The 16,803-nt window shown below is 74.3% G+C and carries 13 protein-coding genes, 2 tRNA genes and 1 pseudogene; 12 read left to right on the forward strand and 4 right to left on the reverse strand.

Features of this window, described 5'->3' with window-relative positions:
- Positions 1-115, forward strand: a pseudogene (locus ABFT23_RS22610) (IS30 family transposase); the annotation flags it as partial.
- Positions 116-189: 74 nt separating this feature from the next.
- The gene (locus ABFT23_RS18815; protein WP_347897976.1) at positions 190-1,431 is read left to right on the forward strand and encodes an HNH endonuclease signature motif containing protein; all 1,242 of its coding nucleotides are present in this window, start codon (positions 190-192) and stop codon (positions 1,429-1,431) included.
- A gap of 35 nt (positions 1,432-1,466) precedes the next feature.
- Here the strand turns inward: ABFT23_RS18815 and ABFT23_RS18820 are convergent, their stop codons facing one another.
- Entirely contained in the window at positions 1,467-1,763 is a 297-nt protein-coding gene (locus ABFT23_RS18820; RefSeq protein ID WP_347897978.1) for a putative quinol monooxygenase, read from the reverse strand.
- 48 nt (positions 1,764-1,811) lie between these two features.
- Between ABFT23_RS18820 and ABFT23_RS18825 the strand changes: the two genes are divergently transcribed.
- Both ABFT23_RS18825 and ABFT23_RS18830 read left to right on the forward strand, forming a co-directional pair.
- On the forward strand, positions 1,812-2,381 hold the full coding sequence (locus ABFT23_RS18825; RefSeq protein ID WP_347897980.1) for an LURP-one-related/scramblase family protein: 570 nt from the start codon (positions 1,812-1,814) through the stop codon (positions 2,379-2,381).
- A gap of 2 nt (positions 2,382-2,383) precedes the next feature.
- Positions 2,384-3,247 (forward strand): alpha/beta hydrolase, encoded by an 864-nt coding sequence (locus tag ABFT23_RS18830; protein WP_347897982.1) that lies wholly within the window; start codon positions 2,384-2,386, stop codon positions 3,245-3,247.
- A gap of 11 nt (positions 3,248-3,258) precedes the next feature.
- Here the strand turns inward: ABFT23_RS18830 and ABFT23_RS18835 are convergent, their stop codons facing one another.
- Positions 3,259-4,551 carry a hypothetical protein gene (locus ABFT23_RS18835; RefSeq protein WP_347897984.1) on the reverse strand — a complete coding sequence of 431 codons (1,293 nt, stop codon included), beginning with the start codon at positions 4,549-4,551 and terminating at the stop codon, positions 3,259-3,261.
- A 57-nt stretch (positions 4,552-4,608) separates the two neighbouring features.
- Between ABFT23_RS18835 and ABFT23_RS18840 the strand changes: the two genes are divergently transcribed.
- The 8 genes from ABFT23_RS18840 (at position 4,609) to ABFT23_RS18875 (ending at position 13,488) form a co-directional block, all read left to right on the forward strand.
- Positions 4,609-5,121, forward strand: coding sequence for a ribose-5-phosphate isomerase (locus ABFT23_RS18840; RefSeq protein ID WP_347897986.1), 513 nt, complete (start codon positions 4,609-4,611; stop codon positions 5,119-5,121).
- Entirely contained in the window at positions 5,114-5,965 is an 852-nt protein-coding gene (locus ABFT23_RS18845; protein WP_347897988.1) for an Fpg/Nei family DNA glycosylase, read from the forward strand. Before ABFT23_RS18840 ends, ABFT23_RS18845 begins: the two co-directional genes overlap by 8 nt.
- 51 nt (positions 5,966-6,016) lie before the next feature.
- Positions 6,017-7,126 carry a PP2C family protein-serine/threonine phosphatase gene (locus tag ABFT23_RS18850; RefSeq protein WP_347897990.1) on the forward strand — a complete coding sequence of 370 codons (1,110 nt, stop codon included), beginning with the start codon at positions 6,017-6,019 and terminating at the stop codon, positions 7,124-7,126.
- A gap of 76 nt (positions 7,127-7,202) precedes the next feature.
- Positions 7,203-7,276, forward strand: a tRNA-Gly gene (locus tag ABFT23_RS18855).
- 45 nt (positions 7,277-7,321) lie between these two features.
- Positions 7,322-7,394: transfer RNA gene (locus tag ABFT23_RS18860), tRNA-Pro, on the forward strand.
- Between the two features lie 27 nt (positions 7,395-7,421).
- On the forward strand, positions 7,422-8,861 hold the full coding sequence (gene tig, locus ABFT23_RS18865) for a trigger factor (protein WP_347897992.1): 1,440 nt from the start codon (positions 7,422-7,424) through the stop codon (positions 8,859-8,861).
- A gap of 3 nt (positions 8,862-8,864) precedes the next feature.
- On the forward strand, positions 8,865-11,726 hold the full coding sequence (locus tag ABFT23_RS18870) for an ATP-binding protein (RefSeq protein WP_347897994.1): 2,862 nt from the start codon (positions 8,865-8,867) through the stop codon (positions 11,724-11,726).
- Between the two features lie 10 nt (positions 11,727-11,736).
- Entirely contained in the window at positions 11,737-13,488 is a 1,752-nt protein-coding gene (locus tag ABFT23_RS18875; protein WP_347897996.1) for a serine/threonine-protein kinase, read from the forward strand.
- Here ABFT23_RS18875 and ABFT23_RS18880 read toward each other — a convergent pair.
- Both ABFT23_RS18880 and ABFT23_RS18885 read right to left on the reverse strand, forming a co-directional pair.
- Positions 13,466-15,631 (reverse strand): transglutaminase family protein, encoded by a 2,166-nt coding sequence (locus ABFT23_RS18880; RefSeq protein ID WP_347897998.1) that lies wholly within the window; start codon positions 15,629-15,631, stop codon positions 13,466-13,468. The two genes, ABFT23_RS18875 and ABFT23_RS18880, sit on opposite strands and share 23 nt — an antisense overlap.
- Positions 15,628-16,794: a DUF58 domain-containing protein gene (locus tag ABFT23_RS18885; RefSeq protein ID WP_347898000.1), complete on the reverse strand. Its 1,167-nt coding sequence runs from the start codon at positions 16,792-16,794 to the stop codon at positions 15,628-15,630. Before ABFT23_RS18885 ends, ABFT23_RS18880 begins: the two co-directional genes overlap by 4 nt.
- Between the last annotated feature and the right edge of the window lie 9 nt (positions 16,795-16,803).

The raw sequence follows: 16,803 nt of genomic DNA on the forward strand, positions 1-16,803 counted from the left end.
CCAGACCGACTGCGACGACATCGCCCTCAGACTGAACACCAGGCCACGCAAGACCCTCGACTGGCAGACTCCGGCCAGGGTCCTCAACCAGAGGCTCGTTGCAGCAGCCGTTTGAGCCCGCCAGGATTCGGGTGGGTTCGTGGTCGAGATTGAATCGAACATATGTTCGAATCCGTGGTATCATGGCCCATGGCCACCTCGACCCGCACCAGCAGCGATCCGCTGCTCGTCGCGGTGCGTGGCCGTCGGGTCGCCGAGGCTGACGCACAGGTCGAGACGCTGAAGTCGGTGCTGGCGTGGGCTGAGCGGAACGAGGCCACGTCGGACGAGGTCGTCGTGCTGTTGCAGTCGGCGGAGCGGCCGTTGCACCTGGCCGGTCCGGGTGCGCCGGCGGTGCCGGAGTACGCAGCCCTCGACCTCGCGTTGTCGCTCGGGATGAGCACTGACGGCGGCCTGACCTACCTCGGTCGGGCACTCGAGCTGTGTCACCGGCTCCCGCGCTTGTACTTGCGGGTGGTCAAGCACGAGGTCGCGCTGTGGCGGGCGTTCAAGATCGCGGATGCGACCATGTCGCTGTCCGAGACCGCGGCGTGGCACGTCGACAAGGCCATCACACCCGTGGCGGAGCGGTGCTCGTTCGCCCAGCTCGACCGGACCGTCGACGCCGCCCGGGCCGAGCACGACCCCGCCGACGCTGAGGCCCGACGCCTCGCGGCGCTCGAGGACCGGCGGGTCACCGTGTACCTGGCTGGTGCGACCACCGCCGGCACCGTCGATGTCGTCGCCACGTTGGACACCGCTGATGCGGTCGATCTCGAGCACGCCCTGCGTGAAGGCGCACAACAGTTGGCTGACCTCGGCTCCACCGACACTCTCGACGTCCGACGGTCCCAGGCGCTCGGGGAGATGGCCCGCACCCAGTTGTCCCTTGACTTGGACACCAGCGGCGGTGGGCGTGGGGTCACGATCTACGCCCACCTCGACGCCACCCACCCCGACCTGCCCGGTCTGCTCGAGAACACCCAGACCCCGCTGCTCATCGAGCAGGTCCGCTCCTGGTGCGAGACCGCCGGCACCAAGGTCACCGTCAAGCCCGTCATCGACCTCGCCGAACCCGCCGCGACCCCCGCCTACCGACCCAGCGATGCGATCCGCGAACGCGTCACCCTCCGCGACCGGTGCTGCGTCTTCCCCGACTGCACCCGCCGTCGGGTCGACCTCGACCACATCCACGCCTGGGAGTCCGGTGGCATCACCGCGACCTGGAACCTCGCCCTGCTCTGCCGACGCCACCACCGCGCCAAGACCCACGGCCGATGGTCCTACCGGATGGTCGAACCCGGCCTCTACACCTGGACCAGCCCCACCGGCGTCGAGAAGACCGTCGACCGACGCCCACCACCCGGCACCCGAGCCCGACGACATCCCTGACCGCCCCACCAGCCCCGACTCCGAGCGGACCGGGGCTACTGGCGCGCCTCGGCGACCTCGAACTCCTCGACGGCGATCGCCAGCATCGCGTCCTGCTGGGTCGGCGGCGGGCCCGAGCCGCGGAAGGCCTCGAGCTCGGGACGCGCCGTCCAACGCTCGTGGATGTTGATCCGGCCGGGGTCGACGAGGTCGGGGGAGATGGCGAAGTCGAGGCAGCCGTCAGCGGCCCGGCCCGCGTTGACGACGGCGATGCAGTCGCGCAGGTAGGCCTCGCGTCCCTCGGGGGCGACCTGGACGTGTCCGGCGACGATGATCATGACGGTGCCGACCACCCCGGCGGGCGGGATTCATCGCCGGAGCCCGTGGGTACGGTCGCGGCCATGACGGACTCGATCCACCTGCCGGCGTTCTTCGTGAAGCAGAAGTTCGCGATGACGACCAACCGCTACGAGATCCGCGAGGCTCAGCCCGACGGCGTCGAGGGGCGCGTGATGGCCGTCGCGCAGCAGAAGCGCATGGCGTTCAAGGAGGAGGTCACCTTCTACGCCGACGAGTCGAAGTCGCGTGCGGTGTTCAGCTTCAAGGCCCGCCAGCGCGTCGACCTCAACGCCGGCTACGACGTCCGCGACGAGCACGGCACCCAGCTCGGCTTCTTCCGCAAGGACTTCGGCAAGAGCCTGCTCCGCTCGACCTTCCACCTCGAAGGACCCGGCTACGAGGGCACCGGGCGCGAGCGCAGCCAGGCGGTGGCCATCGTGCGGCGGATCGCCGACCTGCCGTTCCTGTCGATCCACTTCGACTTCACCGCGCCCGACGGACGGACCCTCATGCAGGTCGAGCGCCAGTTCAAGCTCCGCGACCGCTACACCGTGACCGTGCCGGAGCAGGCGATCGACTTCCGCGTCGCGGCCGCCGTCGCCGTCGGCCTCGACGCCCTGATGCAGCGGTAGGCATGCTCTACCCCGACGCCCGTGCCGCCGTCGACGCCGCTGCCGACGAGCCGCCGATCCACGCTGACGGCTACGACGTCCCGGCCGCCCGCGCCGCGGCGCGCGAGGCCGCCGCGCTGCAGCCGCGCGAGGACGTCGCCGAGACACGCGACCTCGACGTCGGGGGCGTGCCCTGCCGGCGCTACGTGCCGGTCGACGCCGCGCCCGGCGCCGTCGTGCACGTGCACGGCGGCGGCTTCGTCATGAACGACGTCGAGGTGCACGACGCCGCCGCCCGGCGCCTCGCCAACCGCGTCGGCCGCACGGTGCTGTCGGTCGACTACCGCCTCGCGCCCGAGCACCCCTACCCGGCCGCGGTGCACGACGTCGACGCCGTTGTCGCAGCGCTCGACGACGGCGACGGTCCGGTCTCGCTGCACGGCGACAGCGCGGGCGCGAACCTCGTGCTCGGCGCGGCGCTGCGGCACCCGGGCCGCTTCGCCGCCCTCGCCCTGGTCTACCCGTTCCTCGACCCGGCGGCGGCGAGCGCGTCGCACCGCACCGAGACGCAGGGCTTCGGGGCCGAGGAGGTCGCCTGGTACTGGCGCCAGTACGCCGGCGACGCCCCCGACCTCGGCGATCCCGACCTCGCCCCGCTCGCCTCCGACCGACTGGGCACCCTCCCGCCGACGTTCGTCGCCACCGCCGAGCACGACCCGTGCCGCGACGAGGGTGAGCTGCTCGCCGCCCGGGCCGCCGCGGCCGGCGCGCCCGTGGTCGCGACCCGGTGGCTCGGCCAGCCGCACGGCTTCTGGCGCCACGAGACCGTCTTCTCGGCCGCCGAGCCGCTCATGCAGCAGGTCGCCGGCTTCCTGCGCGCGCACTGAAGACCAGCCGATCAGCGGTCGAGGCCCCGCAGCAGCTCGAACCCGCCCTCGGCCACCTCGGCCGGCGTGAGGCCGTAGACCTCGCGCAGCACGCCGGGCACCAGGCCGCGGCCGCGGGACACGTCGCGCCGGCGTCCGCGCTCGTCGAACAGGTCCATCATCTCGCGGTAGGTGACCAGCCCCGATCGGGAGATGAGGTACTCGGCGAAGGCCTGCGCGCTGAGGTAGTCGAGCTCGGGGTCCTTGCCCCAGTCGTCGGCGGAGGTGAGTGCGACGCGGCGGTCGTCGATCGCCTCGACGAGCCGGTCGTCGGTCGCGACGGAGCGCGCGAGCAGCAGCGGTTGGTAGGCGACGTACTCGGCGATGCCCTCGGTCACCCACAGCGGGTTGGTCTCGCCGTACTCGGCGAGCAGCACGTGCACCAGCTCGTGGCGCAGCGTGCGGTCGTCGTCGACGAGCTGGGTGACGTACTCGGGGTTCGCCTTGACGACGGTGCCGGCCGGGCCCTCGACGTCGTCGCCCTCGCGGTCGGTGGCCAGCACGGTGAAGGTGACCGCGCCGGCGTCCTGGCCCGAGGCCCTGCTCAGCCGCACCGGACGCCCGTTCGTCGTCGCGTCGACGAGCAGGGCCTGGTCGTCGGGCTCGTCGAGCACCGCGGCCGTCTCGGCGAGCGCGTCGAGCGTCGAGTCGAGCAGCTCCTCGGCCCCGACGTCGGCGCCCTCGTCGGTGACCACGAGGACGTCGTCGCCGAGCGCGGCCTCGATCGGACCGCCGAACCACGGCCGCTCCTGCGGGGCGTCGTCCTCGTCGAAGCGCTCGCCGGCGACGAGCCAGCGGCCGTCGCGCTGCACGAACCGCATCGAGACCCGGTTCGAGACCGGCCGGGTGAACACCGTGCCGAGCTCGAGGTGCTCGTAGACGCGGGGGCTGAACCGAGCGTCGACGTCGGTCCCGACCCGGGTGCGGCTCCGGCTCACGTCGAGGCCGTAGTAGAGCTTGTCGATCGGGAGCTTCTGCAGGTTGTCGAAGAGCACGCGCTGCTTGCGTCGCAGCGCGGGATTGCCCGGGTCGAGCGTGGCCATGAACCGCCGGCGCTGACCACTCACCAGGGCCGCGGCGCGCACCTCGAGCAGGTCCTCGACGGCGTCGAGGTCCTCGTCGGTGATCGCCCGGGAGTCGCCAACCGGTCCGGCGCCGGTGCGGTCGCGCTCGACGTCGGGGTCGTCGTCGCCAGGCAGGAGCGAGCACGACGTCAGCGAACCCACGAGAGCCACGACCGCGAGTCGGCTCACGAACGGGGGCACGCCAGCAGGGTAAGTGCGGGTCCGGGGTCGTCGCGCCGTTCTGGAAGACTCGGCGCCATGCGCGTGCACCTCGGCAGCGACCATGCCGGCCTCGAGCTCAAGGACCACCTCGCCGCCTGGCTCACCGACCACGGCTACGAGCCCGTCGACCACGGGCCGTTCGTGCACGACGCCCTCGACGACTACCCGGTCTTCTGCCTGCGCGCGGCCGAGGCCGTCGCCCGCGAGCAGGCCGAGGGGCTCGACAGCCTCGGGGTCGTCATCGGCGGCTCGGGCAACGGCGAGCAGATCGCGGCCAACAAGGTCGACGGCGTCCGCTCGGCCCTCGCCTGGTCGGAGCAGACGGCGAGCCTGGCGCGCGAGCACAACGACGCCAACGTCGTCTCGGTAGGCGGGCGCATGCACTCGCTCGACGACATGACCCGCTTCGTGGAGATCTTCCTGACCACGCCGTTCAGCGGCGACGAGCGGCACGTGCGCCGCATCGGCCAGCTGTCGACCTACGAGACCGGCGGCGGGCTGCCGCCGCTGCCCGAGTCGGCCCGGGTGCCGCAGAACCCCGATGCCTGAGGGCCACACCCTCCACCGGCTGGCCCGCGACCTGACCTCGGCCTTCGGTGGCCGCGTCGTCGGCGTTAGCAGCCCGCAGGGCCGGTTCGCGGCCGAGGCGGCGCTGCTCGACGGCGCCGTGCTCGAGGGCGCCGAGGCCTGGGGCAAGCAGCTGTTCGTCCGCTTCGACGACGACCGCTTCGTGCACGTGCACCTCGGTCTCATCGGCACCTTCGACGTGCACGCCGACCTCGACGACGACGAGGTCCCGCTGCCGGTCGGGCAGGTGCGCCTGCGGCTCGTCACGGCCCGACCGCGGGCCGCCTACGCCGACCTGCGCGGCGCCATCACCTGTGCGCTGGTCACCGCCGAGCAGCGCGACGCCGTCGTCGCCAAGGCCGGCCCCGACCCGCTGCGCCCCGACGCCGACCCGATGCGCGCCTGGGCCCGCATCCAGCGCAGCAAGAAGCCCATCGGCGCGCTGCTCATGGACCAGTCCGTGCTCGCCGGCGTCGGCAACGTCTACCGCGCCGAGGTGCTGTTCCGACACCGGCTCCACCCCCAACGGCCGGGCAACACGCTGCGGGTGGGGCAGTGGCAGGCCGTCTGGGACGACCTCGTCGAGCTCATGGCCGAGGGCGTGGTCACCGGACGCATCGACACCGTGCGCCCTGAGCACACGCCCGAGGCGATGGGCCGCGAGCCCCGCAAGGACGACCACGGCGGCGAGGTCTACGTCTACCGGCGCACCGGCCAGCCGTGCCTGGTCTGCGGGCGCAAGGTCTCGGCCACCACCCTCGAGGGGCGCAACTTGTTCTGGTGCTCGCGGTGCCAGCCCGTCTTCCGCTCGCGGGCCGTAGGCTGACCACTCACCCCTTCGGGGGGCCGCCGCCGACCACGACCGCAAGGGCTCGCCATGACCACCGCCTCGCCCACGGCGCAGCGGCGTGCCCGCCCCTCGCCCGCGCGACGCGCGCTCACCCGGCTGCGGCGGCGCACCACGACGGCCGAGAACCGGCTGGCGCTCGCGCTCGTGCTGTTCTCGATCACCGTCGCGGTCCTGGTCAGCTACTTCCCGGAGCAGACGCCGTTCACCAGCCTCGTGCTGCCGATCGTGCTCGGCAGCATCCTGCTCGGCCCCCGCACGCTGCCGTGGTTCGTCATCTTCGACATGGGCCTGCTCACCTACTGCGTCGCGCAGCAGCAGGACCTCAGTGCCCGCACCGTCGGTGCCGCCGCCGTGCAGTTCCTCGTCGCGCTCATCGTGCTCCTCACCAGCTTCCACCGCGCCCGTCTCGGCGTCGCCGGCCTGCGGGGCGAGACGATGTTCGTCGACCTGCGTGACCGCATCCTCGACCAAGGCACCATCCCGCGCCTGCCCGAGGGCTGGGTCGTCGAGTCGGCGCTGCACTCGGCGGGCGGCACCGCGTTCGCGGGCGACTTCGTCGTCGCGGCCCGCAGCGCCGACGGTCGCACCGTCCAGGTCGTCGTCGTCGACGTCTCGGGCAAGGGCGAGGACGCCGGCACCCGGGCGCTGCTGCTGTCCGGCGCGTTCGGCGGCCTCCTCGGGGCGCTGCCCGCCGCGGGCTTCCTGCCCGCGGCCAACGACTACCTGCTGCGCCAGGACTGGGACGAGGGGTTCGCCACCGCGATCCACCTGTGGCTCGACCTGACCACCGGCGACTTCGAGGTCCGCACGGCCGGGCACCCGCCCGCCGTCCACCGGCAGGGGGCGACGGCGCGCTGGAGCGTGCTGCGCACCGAGGGGCCGGTCCTCGGGCTCGTCGCCGACGCCGAGTTCGGCGTCGAGCGCGGCCGCCTCGAGCCGGGCGACGACGTCCTGCTCTACACCGACGGCATGGTCGAGGAGCCGAGCCGGGACATCGACGACGGCATCGACCGGCTCATGGCGACCGTCGACGTGCTGCTCCTCGACCGCTCGCGCGGCCTCGCCGAGCGGTTGGCCGAGCGGATCGGCTCGCGCGACGACGACCGGGCCGTGCTCGCCGTCCACCGCCGCGGGTGACGAGCCACCGTTTGGTGACGGGCTGGGGCGGTGTGGGAGGATCGGGGCTGGTCTGCGGCCGGAGGCTGCAGGCTGCGCGGATGTAGCTCAATGGTAGAGCTTCAGTCTTCCAAACTGACTACGCGGGTTCGATTCCCGTCATCCGCTCCAAGCGGGACCTGCACGCCCTCCGGCGAGCAGCAACACCCGGCTTGGCGGGGCGTAGCGTAGTGGCTAGCGCGCCTGCTTTGGGAGCAGGAGATCGCAGGTTCGAGTCCTGTCGCCCCGACAGTCCATCAAACCGAGGAGAACACCTGTGAAGAGCGCCGTCGAGACCTTGAGCCCCACCCGGGTCAAGCTCACCGTCGAGGTGCCTTTCGAGGACCTGAAGCCCAGCCTCGACGCGGCCTACAGCTCGATCGCCAAGCAGATCAACGTGCCCGGCTTCCGCCGCGGCAAGGTCCCGCCGATGGTGATCGACCGCCAGGTCGGCCGCGAGGTCGTCGTCGACCAGGCCATCAACGACACCCTGCCGCGCGTCTACACCGAGGCGCTCCAGGCGAACGAGCTCACCCCGCTGGCCCAGCCCGAGATCGACGGCGTCGAGCGCACCGACGACGACGGCTTCAGCTTCACCGCCGAGGTCGACGTCAAGCCCGACTTCGAGGTGCCCGACTACGCCGGCATCACCGCCTCGGTCGACGACGTCGAGGTCACCGACGCCGACGTCGACGAGCAGGTCGACGCGCTGCGTGAGCGCTTCGCCACCCTGAGCGACGTCGAGCGCGCCGCCGCCGACGGCGACTTCGTCGTCCTCGACCTCAAGGCCGTGCAGGACGGCCAGGTCGTCGACGGCGCCGAGGTCTCCGACATGTCCTACAAGGTCGGCCGCGGCGGCATGATCGACGGCCTCGACGAGGCCCTCGTCGGCCTCTCCGCCGGCGAGGAGAAGACCTTCGAGACCGAGCTGGTGGGCGGCGACCTCGTCGGCCAGCAGGTCGAGGTCACCGTCGTCGTCAAGCAGGTCCAGGAGCAGGAGCTGCCCGAGCTCGACGACGAGTTCGCCCAGATGGCCTCCGAGTTCGACACGGTCGACGAGCTCGTCGCCGACGTCCGCGAGCGCCTCGGTAGGGGCAAGCGCCTCGAGCAGGCCGCCGAGGCCCGCGACGCCGTCCTCGAGGCGCTGCTGGAGAAGGTCGAGATCCCGCTGCCCGACTCCCTCGTCACCGAGGAGCTCAACTCGCGGCGCCAGAACATCGAGCAGCAGCTGGCCTACGCCGGCATCTCGATGGAGAAGTACCTCGAGGACGAGTCGCAGACGGTCGAGGAGTTCGAGGCCGACCTCGACCGCCGCGTGCGCGACGCGATCGCCGCCCAGTTCATCCTCGACGAGATCGCCCAGCGCGAGGAGTTCGGCCTCGACCAGCAGGAGCTCTCGCAGCACCTGGTTCGGCGCGCCCAGCAGTCCGGTCAGGACCCGCAGGAGTTCGCCAACCACATGTTCGAGCACAACCACATCCCCGACCTCGTGCAGGAGATCATGCGCGGCAAGGCGCTCGCGCTGATCGTCGAGGGCGCGGTCGTCACCGACGCCTCGGGCAACACCGTCGAGCTGAAGAACCTGCGCCCCGACGGCACGATCGGCGACGACGAGCCGGAGGAGCAGCTGGAGGTCGTCGAGCCGGCCTCGACCTCGACCTACACCGTGTCGACCGACGGCTCCACCGACGAGTCGGAGGCCGACGACAAGGCGTGAGCGATGCCTGACGGTCCGCGTCCGCTCGTCGAGCGCGAGACCGAGCTGCACCAGAGCACCACCCTGCTCGACCGGGCGATCGGCGGGCAGGGTGGTGCTTTCTGCATCCTCGGTGCCGCGGGCGTCGGCAAGACCGCCCTCGTGCGCCGCATCGCCAGCGACGCCGCGGCTCGTGGCGCGCTGTCGCTCGTCGCCACGGCCCACGAGCTCGAGACCCAGGCGCCCTTCGGCGTCGTCCGCCAGCTGCTCGACTCCGCCGTCGCGACGCTCGACGACGACGAGCGCGAACAGGTCACCGGCGGTCCCGCCCGTCTCGCGGCCGACCTGCTCACGCTCGCGGCGCCCGACCGGCCGGTGGAGCAGTCGGCGCTGTTCGCCAGCCTGTTCTGGCTCGTCGACGGTCTGGTCACCGTCTCGCGGTGCCCCCTCGTGCTCGTGGTCGACGACGCCCAGTGGGCCGACGAGGCCTCGCTGCTGTTCCTGCGCCACCTCCTGGCCCGGCTCGACGACCGCCCGGTGCTGGTCGTCGTCGCCGCGCGCGACGTCCACCCCGACCGGCGCAGCCCGGCGCTCGCCGCGCTCGTGGCCCGACGCGACGGCACCGTGGCCCGGCTCCGGCCCCTCTCCGACGACGGCGTGCACGCCCTGCTCGAGTCGGTGTGGGGCCCGGGGGTCAGCGCCGAGGTGACCGCGGCCTGTGCGGAGGTCACCGGCGGCAACCCGTTCCTGGTCTCGACCCTCGCCGACCTCGTCGGCGGCGCCGGGGTCGAGGCGATCCGCGAGGCGGTGCCCGGCTCGGTGGTCGACTCCGTGATGCAGCGCCTCAGCGCGCTCCCGCCGCTCGACCGCGACGTCGGGCGCTGGGTCGCCGTGCTCGACTCGGCGCCCGCGCGGCTCGTCACCGCGCTGACCGGGTCCGAGCGGGGCGACACGCTCGCCGCGAGCGACCGGCTGCGCGACGCCGGGCTGCTCGCCGACGGCGAGCGGCTCGAGTTCCGGCACGCACTGCTGCGCGCGGCGGTCTACTCCTCGATCCCGCCGGGTGCGCGCAGCGACCTCCACCGGCGGGCCGCGCGCGCGGTGGCCGCCGAGCCCGACGGCCTGCACCAGGCCGCCGGCCAGCTGCTGCGGGCCGACGGGGAGGGCGACCCGTGGGTCGTCGACCTGCTGGTCACCGCGGCCGCCGCGACCACCGACAGCGGTGCGCCGGAGGCCGCCGTCCGGCTGCTCGAGCGGGCCGTCGCCGAGCCGGCCCCGGCGGCCGAGGCCCCGGTGGTGCTGCTCCAGCTCGGCCTGGCGCAGCTGCGGGCCGGCGACGCCGCCTGCGTCGTCACCCTCGAGCGCGCCGAGCGGGCCGTGACCGACCCGGCCCAGCGCGCCCACTGCGCGCTCGCGCTCACCATCGCCTACAACTTCGCCGGCTTCTACCCGCGCTCGGCCGAGCTGCTCGCCCGCGTGCTCGACGGGCTCGGGCCCGAGCACGGCGACCTGGCGCTCGTCGTCGAGGCCGGACTCGTCTCGGCCGCGCTCCAGGTGCCCGAGCTCGTCGACGACGCCCGCCGGCGCCTCGACGCGCGCCGCGGACTCACCGGCGCCACCCCCGGCGAGCGGATGTTCCTCGCCCAGCAGGCCTCCTACGCCAACAGCACCGACGAGCCGCTGGCCCGCGTGCTCGAGCTGGTCCGCCTCGCGATCGGCCACGGGCTCACCTCCGAGCAGCACCCCGAGTCGCACGAGTGGGCCGTGACGCGCCTGCAGCTGGCCGCCACGGGGGAGTACGCCGAGGTGGTCGACCTGTGCGAGCAAGGCCTGGAGTTCTCCGCCGCCGCAGGCTCGGTGGTCGGCTTCGTCGCCGGCTCGCTCGTGCGCGGCATCGCGCTGCTGTGGGCCGGCGACCTGGCCGGGGCCGAGCTCGACCTGCGCGCCGTCCTCACCCACGCCGACCTCATCCCCGGCGGCACGCTCGTCGGTCCGCTGGCCAGCGCGTTCCTGGCCGAGGTGCTGCTCGAGCGTGGCGAGGTCGAGCAGGCCCGCTCGCTGCTGCTCGACGGCGTCGCCACCGACAGCTCGTTCAACGGCGGCATCCACGTGCTGCGGGCGCGTGGCCTGGTCGCCGCCGCCACCGGCGACCACGCCGGCGCGCTGCGCGAGCTCGACGAGTGCGGGCGCCGCCTCGCCGCCCTCCAGGTCGACTCGCCCACGTGGTGCTCCTGGCGCCCGGCCGCGGTGGCCAGCCACTGGGCGCTCGGCGACGTCGCCACCGCGCGCGCCGTGAGCGCCGACGACGTCGTCCACGCCACGCGCAAGGAGGCCGACGTCGCGCTCGGCATCGCCCTGCGGGTGGCCGGCGAGGTCTCCGTCGAGTCCCTCCCGCTGCTCACCCGCTCGGTCGACGTGCTCGCCGGCACCCAGGCCCGGCTCGAGCACGCCCGCTCGCAGGTCGCGCTCGGCGCCGCGCTGCGCCGGTCCGGACGCCGCGCCGAGGCCCGCGACCTGCTGCTCGCCGCGCGCGTCCAGGCCGCCCACAGCGGCGCCGACGCGCTACGGGCCCGGGCCGACGACGAGCTGGCCGCCGCCGGCGCGCGCCCGCGCCGCGTCCAGCTGTCCGGGGCCGGCGCCCTGACCGCGAGCGAGCGCCGCGTGTGCGCGCTCGCGGCGTCCGGCCTGCGCAACCGCGACGTCGCCCAGCGACTGTTCATCTCCACCAAGACCGTCGAGATCCATCTCTCGCGCGCCTACCGCAAGCTCGGCATCACCCGTCGCGACCAGCTCGGCGCGGCCCTCGCGCCGTCCGGCGGAACGGGGGAGCGGACCGACGCGTCCGACCCGGGTGATGATGACCGGAGCAGCGGGCGGCGACACTAGGCTGAGGACCATGGTGACCGACGGAGGCTCGGGAGGATCGGGCGACGCCGCCTGGCGCCCTCCGGCCGCGCCTGCGGCGCCGGCCGAGCACCTCGACGGCTACACGGACCTGGTCGAGGTGGGCCGCGGGGGCGACTCCGTCGTCTACCGGGCCCGCGAGATCGCCCTCGGGCGCGAGGTCGCGATCAAGGTGCTCAGCCTCGACACCGGCGGCGACCCCCAGCGCGCCGCCCGCTTCGCCCGCGAGATCGAGATCACCGTCCAGCTCGGGCGCCAGCACCCCAACATCGTCACCGTGCTCGCCACCGGCACCACGGCGTCGGGCCGACCGGCCGTCGTCATGGACTTCTTCGACGGCGGCACCCTCCACGACCGCCTCAAGGCGCACGGGCCGCTGCCCCCCGAGGAGGTCGGGCGCATCGGCGAGGTGCTCGCCGACGCGCTCTCGTTCGCCCACGAGCGCGGCGTCCTGCACCGCGACGTCAAACCGCAGAACGTGCTGGTGCTGCCCACCTCGTGGGTGCTCGCCGACTTCGGCATCGCCCGGCTCGTCGACGCCGAGCACACGTCGTCGGCCGAGACGTTCACCTACCGCCACGCCGCCCCGCAGATCCTCGACGGGCACCCGCCCACGCCGGCCGACGACGTCTGGTCGCTCGGCTCGACGCTCTTCACGCTCCTCGACGGGCGGCCCCCGTTCGCCAGCGACGACCCCGACGAGGACTCCGCGCTGGCCTACCTGCGCCGGGCCCGCACCGAGCCGCACCGCCCGCTCGACGTCCCCGGCGCCGAGCGCATCGCCCCCATCGTGGCGCGCTGCCTGAGCAAGGACGTCGCCGGTCGCTGGCCGAGCGCGGCCGACCTGCGCGACGCCCTCCACGGCCTGCGGGCCTCGGCCTGGGAGCCGGGCGGTGCCTCCGTGCTCTCGCCACCCACCCGCCCGCGCCCGACCCTCGCCAAGGCGCCCGAGCCCGACGTCGACCCCGCCCCCGCCCCGACGCCGACGCCGACACCGACGCCCACGCACACGCCGACCTCGAGGTACGCCCCGGCGACGCCGATCAGTCCCAGCCCGGTGGGTCACAGCCCGGCCCCGGCGCAGGCCGAGCCGGCACCCGTGGCTATCTCGGCGGTCACCCACGTCGTCCGCGCCACCGACGCCGAGCCGACCGGCCGCGGCCTGCCCGACGACACGGGCGCGGTCGGCGGCGGCCGGCCCGAGGCGCCCCCGGCGGCCGACGACGAGCGGCCGCCGCGACGGCGCCTGCCGGTGCTGCTCGGCGTGGGCGCGCTCGCGATCGGGCTCGTGCTCGGACTGCTCGGCGCCGTCCTGCGCAGCCGCGACGGCGACGACGAGCCGCAGCGCACGACCGTGACCCAGGCCGCGCAGCCGCCCCAGCAGGCGCAGCAGCCGCCGCCCGACGGCGGCGAGCTCACCGACCGTCCCGAGCCCGACCTGGCGCCCGTGCTGCAGTCGGTCAAGTACGACGGCGTCAACGTCACGGCCCTGTGGACCAACGTCGACGACGGCGAGGGCGAGTTCCGGCTGCTGTTCGTCAACGACACCGTGCCGGCCGGGATCCCGGTCGCCACCTGGCCGATCGGCACCCAGGGCGGCACGCCCCGCACGGTCGAGGTGAAGCAGCCGCTGCCCCTCGGCCGGGGCTGCTTCTACATGGTCTACTTCCAGCCCGGTGGCGCCTACGGCGTGAGCCCGAGGAACGCTCGCTGCGGCGAGATCACCGCGTTCGGGTTCGAGTAGCCCCGCGCGGGGCCGGCAGCAGCACCCGCGGGTCGAGCCACCACCACCAGCGCCGCCACAGGGGTGTCGCCCTGCGCACCCGGCGCCGGACGTCGCGCACCTGACGACGCAGCGACGCGCGGCCCCGGGGTGCGCCGTCGGCGCTGCTGCCGGAGACGGTGTCGGGCGGGCCGAACGCGCTGCGCTCGGCCAGCGTGGCGATGGCCGCCGACCGGGTGCCGAAGCGGGCGTCGACGCCCGCCGCGACGACGTCGGCGGGCTCGTGCGGCGCGGGGCGCAGGCCCGAGAGGCGCAGGGCGTCGACGACCTCGGCCCAGGCCCCGGCGGCACCGCGACGAGCGTGGCGCACCCGGCGCCCGAGACGCAGCAGCACGAGGAGCGCGAGGGCGGCGGCGAGGCCGCCGCCGACGACGAGCGGGAGCGAGGGCCCCGACGACCGGTCGCCGCTGGTCGGCACGGCCTCGGCGTCACCGGCACCGGCGGCGTCGGGGTCGGGGGTCTCGTCGGGCGTGCCGCTCGCCGACGCGCTCGGCACCGCACCGGTCTCGGCCTCCTCGGGCAGCAGCGGCTGCGTGGCCTCGACCGGGGTGGCGCGCGCGAACGTCTGGTCGTCGGGCGTCGGCGAGAACGGCACCCAGCCCAGGTCGTCGAAGTAGATCTCGGCCCACGCGAAGGCGTCGCGCCCGCGGACGATGCGGAAGTCGGCCTCGTCGTCGGGCTCCTCGCCGGGGCGGAACCCGACGACGACCCGGGTCGGCAGGCCGTTGGAGCGCGCGAGCACGGCGAAGGCGGCCGCGAACTGCTCCGAGGTGCCGACGCCGCCGCCGGGCACCTCGGGGCCGGCGAGCAGGAAGTCGCTCAGCCGCCACAGCGCCGAGCCGGAGCGGGCGTTGGGTGCCTGCTCGAGCTCGGTGCGCAGCACGTTCTCGATGCTCACGGCGAGCTGGTAGGGCCCGGTGGCGTCCGCGCCGAGGCGGCTGGCGAGGTCGGCGAGCGGCGGCGGCAGCGTCGGGAGCTCGGTGTAGCGCTCGAGGCCGTCCTCGGGCAGCCGGGCGGTCTCGAGGAGCTCGTCGGGCGGCCGGTCGTAGGAGCCGGTGACCTGGTAGCCGAGGCCGTCGGTGTCGTCGTCGGTGTAGAGGGTCGTGGTGCCCCCGTCGACCCGCGCCTCGGGCAGCGCGACCACCGTCGGCGTGCCGGGGGAGGGCAGCCAGCTGCCGCCGAGCCCGGCGAACTCCACCTGCACGGTGGCCGGGACGCCGTAGGGCCCGGTCTCGAGACCGGTGCGGCCGTCGCTGCGGATGTCCTCGAACCGGGTCGTGGCGGTCCACTGCCGGCCGTCGTAGCGGTCGAGGACGACGAGTCGCAGCGGCACCTCGTCGCCACGCACCCGCAACAGCTCGACGTCGGGGTTGTTGGCCCACGCGCCGAGCTGGGCGAGCGGGTTGACGGCGACGGCGTCGTCGGTCGGTGCCTCGACGAGGTCTCGCGGCTCGAACGCGGAGCCGACGGGCAAGGTGGCGACGGCGGCGAGCACCCCGACGCCGACGACCGAGACCGGTCCGGCCATCGCGAGACGCTGACGCACGGGCTCGCCGTGCTCGTCGAGGAAGACCCAGCCGAGCAGCGCGACCACGAGCACCAGCACGGCGACCAGGCCGGCCGGGTCGGCCCGGCCGGCGGTCAGCAGCATGCCGGCGACGTAGAGGGCCGCGCCGCCGGCGACCGGCTCGACCCGCAGTCGGCTGTCGACCCGCAGGCCGACCAGCAGCGACACGAGGGCGGTGAGCAGCAGCGGCCCCACCAGCAGGTCGGGTGCGGCGTCGTAGGGCTGGGGCGCGGTGAGCAGGCGCGGGACGACGTCGCGGATCGTCTGCTCGAGCGTCAGCTCGGCGCCGGTGGTGGCGAGGTAGGCCGCCATGACCGACAGCAGGGCGATCATCGCCGCGGAGAACCACGCCGACAGGCCGGCGCGCACCAGCGCCCGCAGCAGCAGGAGCGGTACGGCGGCGACCACGGCGAACAGCAGCGAGATCGTCCAGCGGTTCCAGGCGGTGGCGAGCACGAGCGCGCCGAGCAGCACCATGCCGATCGGCCAGGCCAGGCGCAGCGCCTTGCCGGCGGTCGACGGCGAGCCGCCGCTCATCCGAGCACCGCGGCGTCCCACGCCGAGGCCAGCGACGACGACGTCGCGCCCCGCAGCACCAGCGTGTCGGCCTCCTGGTGCGCGCCGACCAGCGGTGCCGGGTCGACGACGGCGAGCACCCGCGTGGGTGCCTCGCCGAGCACGAGTGCGAGATGCCGCAGGTCGGCGCCCGGCCCGGTGACGGCGGCCGCGACGTCGAGGTCGCGGGTGCGCAGCGCGACCTGGCCCAGCGAGCCGGTGAGGTCGATCTCGGCGAGCAGCCAGTCGAGCTCCTCGTGCTCGCGCATCGGACGCCGCGACACCGACGACGGCACGATCACCTCGCGCCGGTCGCTGACGACGTGCAGCCGCACGGGGCTGCCGTCGTCGAGGCCGCTGCGGCACAGCGCGGCGGCCAGCTCGACCGCCTCCTCGAACAGGTCGTCGTCGCCGAGGTAGGACGACGCCCGGTCGTCGAGGAGCACGCAGACGTGGGCCTGCGAGGGCTCGGCGTCCTCGCGCACCATGAGGGTGCCGGTGCGGGCGCTGGTCGCCCAGTGCAGGCGCCGGAGGTCGTCGCCCATCTGGTACTCGTGCAGGCCCACGAGGTCGGTGCCGCCGAGCACGTCGGTCTCGTCGGTGCCGGTGACCGCACGTCGGTGACCGGGCATCATGCCGGCCAGCGGCACCCGCCTCGGCAGCACGCGCACCTGGTCGATCGTGCCGGTCTCGACCGAGCGGGCGGCCATGCCGGTGAGCCCGGCGAGGCGGACCTGCACCGGGCCGACGTCGACGAGACCGCGGCGGGGCGTGGGGATCGGGTAGGTGACCGAGGCCTCGGGGTCGTCGGGGTCGATGCGGTCGGGCAGCGCGACCGGCACGAGCGCGTCGTGCACGCGGTCGGCGACGTCGAGACGCACCAGGCCGCGTCGCCGGCGTCCGCGCACCGTGAGCCGGCCCAGGCACGCTGACTGCCGGACGACGACGCGCGGCTCGACCTCGCGCTCGACGGTGATCGAGCGCGCCAGCAGCACGGCGGCGGTCTCGACGACGACGAGCAGCACCAGGCAGGCGCCGAGTGCGGCCACCAGCAGGTAGCCCCACAGGGCGCCGGAGACGAGCAGCGCCGCACCGAGCACGGCCACGGCGCGGCCCCGCCCGGTGAGCGTCGTCCAGACGACCATCTCGACCGT

It is taken from the genome of Nocardioides secundeburneus, assembly GCF_039939255.1.
In the GTDB taxonomy this organism is placed as follows: Bacteria; Actinomycetota; Actinomycetes; order Propionibacteriales; family Nocardioidaceae; genus Nocardioides.

Excerpts from the sequence above, each read along its gene's own strand:
- ABFT23_RS18815 (WP_347897976.1), top strand. The coding sequence starts at position 190 with ATGGCCACCTCGACCCGCACCAGCAGCGATCCGCTGCTCGTCGCGGTG.
- ABFT23_RS18825 (WP_347897980.1), top strand. The coding sequence starts at position 1,812 with ATGACGGACTCGATCCACCTGCCGGCGTTCTTCGTGAAGCAGAAGTTC.
- ABFT23_RS18830 (WP_347897982.1), top strand. The coding sequence starts at position 2,384 with ATGCTCTACCCCGACGCCCGTGCCGCCGTCGACGCCGCTGCCGACGAG.
- ABFT23_RS18840 (WP_347897986.1), top strand. The coding sequence starts at position 4,609 with ATGCGCGTGCACCTCGGCAGCGACCATGCCGGCCTCGAGCTCAAGGAC.
- ABFT23_RS18845 (WP_347897988.1), top strand. The coding sequence starts at position 5,114 with ATGCCTGAGGGCCACACCCTCCACCGGCTGGCCCGCGACCTGACCTCG.
- ABFT23_RS18850 (WP_347897990.1), top strand. The coding sequence starts at position 6,017 with ATGACCACCGCCTCGCCCACGGCGCAGCGGCGTGCCCGCCCCTCGCCC.
- ABFT23_RS18870 (WP_347897994.1), top strand. The coding sequence starts at position 8,865 with ATGCCTGACGGTCCGCGTCCGCTCGTCGAGCGCGAGACCGAGCTGCAC.
- ABFT23_RS18875 (WP_347897996.1), top strand. The coding sequence starts at position 11,737 with ATGGTGACCGACGGAGGCTCGGGAGGATCGGGCGACGCCGCCTGGCGC.
- ABFT23_RS18880 (WP_347897998.1), bottom strand. The coding sequence starts at position 15,631 with ATGAGCGGCGGCTCGCCGTCGACCGCCGGCAAGGCGCTGCGCCTGGCC.
- ABFT23_RS18885 (WP_347898000.1), bottom strand. The coding sequence starts at position 16,794 with ATGGTCGTCTGGACGACGCTCACCGGGCGGGGCCGCGCCGTGGCCGTG.